Here is a 3754-nt window from a genome sequence, read left to right on the forward strand (position 1 = left end):
TCATCCTTTTCTGACAAGGTGATAGGTGCCTCGTAAGAATTTAGTGAGTTAAGGAGAATGTCACCATTGTCTCTATTTTGACTCACCTTCATGACGTAGTAACGACTATTTAGCTGTACGATGCTGATATCCCCTGTTCGTAGAATTGAATCTTTTATGACAAATATCACTTCATCATAGAAGAAACTAGGTTGCAGAGAATCACCAACAACCTTAAACGCAATATCATGTACAGGAATAGGAACAGGGTAGTCGAGACAGTCGACTGGGACCTCTGATAGTTCAAACCCTTGTGCATCTGCTCTAGCATAAATACTGACTCTTTTGGTTGGTCGTTCACCTTGTCCAACTACTATTTGTTTTCTATGGTCTTTTTCTCTGATTTCTTTAGAGATATGCTGATTATCTAATCTGTTTTCCTATAATTAAAGTGAGTTAGTTTAAGTCTAGTGCACTAGCTTATAGACAAGATAGTTATTTAGAACAAAATAAAACTAGGGGGGAACCCTAGTTAGCAGTAGACGTTCATACAGGAGTATTATGTAAATAAGAATGTTAGAGTGAAGTCTCTATGATAGAAGCTAATTAGAGACAAAGGGAAGATTAATTCATAGTTTGATGTATGTGTCTACTACTGAGATTATAACAGTGTGATTAGAATATTGCAACAAGTTTTGTTAAAAGTCAAATTCTCAACTGAGGTAAGATAACATTTCAGATTAAGCTAAAATTTTTCTGAGACAAGTAAAATTGTAATTAGGGATGCCTCAAAGCTGTTCATATTTAGTAATCTAACAACATTTTAGATTCTGATGACGAATTGATAATTAAATTTAAGTGGCCAAATAATTACTATGCATATAAGAAAGTAATAGAATTAGATTGTGTGACGATTGTCATTTAGATTATATTGTGCTATATTACTTCTTAGATAGTTTATCTATGTATCATCTCCCAAGGTAGATGGGTGAACTGTGGAATATTAATGCAGAAAAACGCAGGAGTTACTCTTGCGTTTTTTCTTATGTCAGAATTCGTATATTTCCAAGGGATTCAGTTTGGGGAAAGAAAAAAGTTGAACTCTATTAAAATTTAGAGAAGAATATTGCTATTTTTTACTCTTCATACTAGTTTGCTATAAAAAATGATTAGGTTTCAGAGTAAAGTTTAGATTGTAAAACCTTATCATTCTTATTCCCACTCTCAAATTTCTAATATATGTGTTTAAAATTATATTATAAGAAAAAAATAATGTTAATAATATCCATATATATGGCTTTAGAATTAATGGTTTATTATAATATATTTCACATAAAGAAAATAAGTGTAAAAATAATAAATAATTCAGAATATTCCATTGACAGAAAAGTTAAAAGTGCTAGAATTTAGGTGTTAAGAATATATTAAAAGGAAATTTGTATTATGGGAAAAAAAGAATCACAACGTTTCTCAATCAGGAAGTTTAACTTTGGGGTTGCTTCTGTGCTTCTGGGAACAGCCATTTTTGTGATGGGAGCAACCAGTGTTCAGGCAGATGAAGTAAGCGCTACCACCGAGGTTCAATCTTCTTTTACGTCGAAATTGAATGAAAACCAAGTTAACAGTGTTCAAGAAAGTAACGTTGAACAGAATAACGTCTCAAAAGTAGAGTCTAATGAAGGCCAACAAAATAACGCAACAGTAGCACCTACTAATACTAATGATAATGCTAAAGTAGAAGTAAATGACATTCAACAAAATACTCCGGTGGCCAAAAATGAAGAAGGTGTTCAAATAAAGGAGTTGAATTCAGTAACTTCGGAACCGGTGACAACAAATTCTTCGCAAGTGATTGAAGAAGAGAAAGTTGATAACCACCCTTCAAATGAACGACGCAGAGCTAAAAGGGAAGCTACCTCATCAACTGAAGAAAGTAAAACAACCTTTTCCAAAACAGGTGACACAATTACTGTGAAAAATCCTAATGTTGAAGTCAATTTTCCAAATGGGAACAGTTTATATGCTCCTGCGGAAACAGTCATTCATATGGAATTACCTGATGAATTAGAGATAAAACAAAATGATAAAATCGTTGTCGATATTCCCGATGCAATTAGAATTCCTACAAGTTTGCATTATGATGTAACTGGTCCTAGTGGTGAAATAATAGGTAATGCTTTTCTAGATTCAATTAGTAATAAAGTGATAACTACTTTTACAGATTACTATGAGAAAAACAAAATTGCAAAACAATTTACCTTAACCTTTAGTACCGGTTGGAAATCATATGTTAAACCAAATGTTCCAACAGAACTCAATTTTAGTGGACGAAAAATTACAGTCACAGTAGGTCCGGAGAGTGCTCCTGTACCGGTAGAAAAAACAAAGGTAACAAAATATGGTGAAGCGGTAACTGGTCATCCTGAACTAATCAGATGGACAATCCGTCTAAACTCAGGTAGTTTGGTAGCTCCTCAAGTTTTGACAAATTACCAACTAATTGATACGCTTCCAGATGACCAAGTCCTAGTTCAAGATGGGGATCCTGTTTTGGATGAATTTGATACTAAAACGAAAGAAACGTGGCGTTTAGGACATGCGACATCTATTCCTTCAGATAATGTAGATTTATGGAACGGTAAAGCTCTTAGAGCTGAAAGAGTTCAGTCAATTTCTCCATGGGTTTCCAAAGGTAATGCGATTCAATTATTGGAAAATATCAAAGAAAGCCCAACTGGTTTTTCTTTCAAGATAGCACAATTGAATGAGCTTGTTTATGTTCGCTATATGACGCGATTAAAAAATGTACCTGATACCAATGAGGAGTTACAAGAAAAACACGGTAATAATATCAAAATCACTTACAACTCTGGTGAAGAACAAAGTTACCAAGCAACTTTTGCATTTAAAGCAGGTGGTTCAGGTTCAGCTTCAAAGGCAAAACAACCAGCAAGGGTTGATTTAGCGTTTACAAAACGTCTTGAAGGAAGAAAGTTAACGGCTGGGGAGTTCACCTTTAATCTAGTTGACCAAAGTGGTAATGTGGTTGATACACAAAAGAATGATAGTTTTGGCCATATTACCTTCATTCCACAGTTATTTAACCATGCTGGTGTTTATCACTATACGGTTGAAGAAGTGCCAGGTACGGAAGCAGGTATTAACTACGATGCAATGAAAGCAGAAGTGAGCATCACAGTAGATGAAGATGGTAATTCGTACATAGCTCATACAATTATGCCAACGGATACCGAATTTAATAACACCTACACTCCTTCACCAGTAAAAGTAGGCCTAGAATTTAACAAAGTCCTTTCAAATGGTAGTCTAAATGCAGGTGATTTCAGCTTTACACTGACTGGTGATAACAATGTTAATGAAACAGTTGCTAACAAAGCTGATGGGAAAATTACTTTCAGTGACTTATCATTTGATCATGTTGGTGTTTTCAACTACACAGTAAAAGAGGTGAAAGGTGATAAACCAGATGTAGACTACGATGATATGACGATTGCAGTGAAAGTAACTGTATCGAAAGATGAGGAAACAGGTCTGTTAACAGCAAAAACAGAAATGACCTCAACAGGTGGCGAAGCAACTGGTACAGATGACAAGACCTTTAACAACTATGCGGTAGCTCCAGTGACAGCGCAATTTGACTTTAGTAAAGTCTTGTCAGGACGTACCCTAAAAGATGGCGAGTTCAGTTTTGTCTTGAAAGATGCGACTGGTAAAGTACTTCAAACGAAAACCAATGATGCTTCAGGTAAAGTAG

2 protein-coding genes are annotated in these 3754 nt (G+C 34.9%); one reads left to right on the forward strand and one right to left on the reverse strand.

Annotated elements, in window-relative coordinates; genetic code table 11:
* Window positions 1-395: S24 family peptidase (locus tag HMPREF3112_RS11900; protein WP_371106346.1), on the reverse strand; the 395-nt coding region annotated here is incomplete at its 3' end.
* A 1027-nt stretch (window positions 396-1422) separates the two neighbouring features.
* Here HMPREF3112_RS11900 and HMPREF3112_RS01215 point away from each other — a divergent pair.
* Window positions 1423-3754, forward strand: a 2332-nt coding sequence (locus tag HMPREF3112_RS01215) for a Spy0128 family protein (RefSeq protein ID WP_141738643.1), incomplete at its 3' end; no start/stop codon positions are given.

It is taken from the genome of Streptococcus sp. HMSC10E12, assembly GCF_001807855.1.
Lineage (GTDB): Bacteria > Bacillota > Bacilli > Lactobacillales > Streptococcaceae > Streptococcus > Streptococcus salivarius.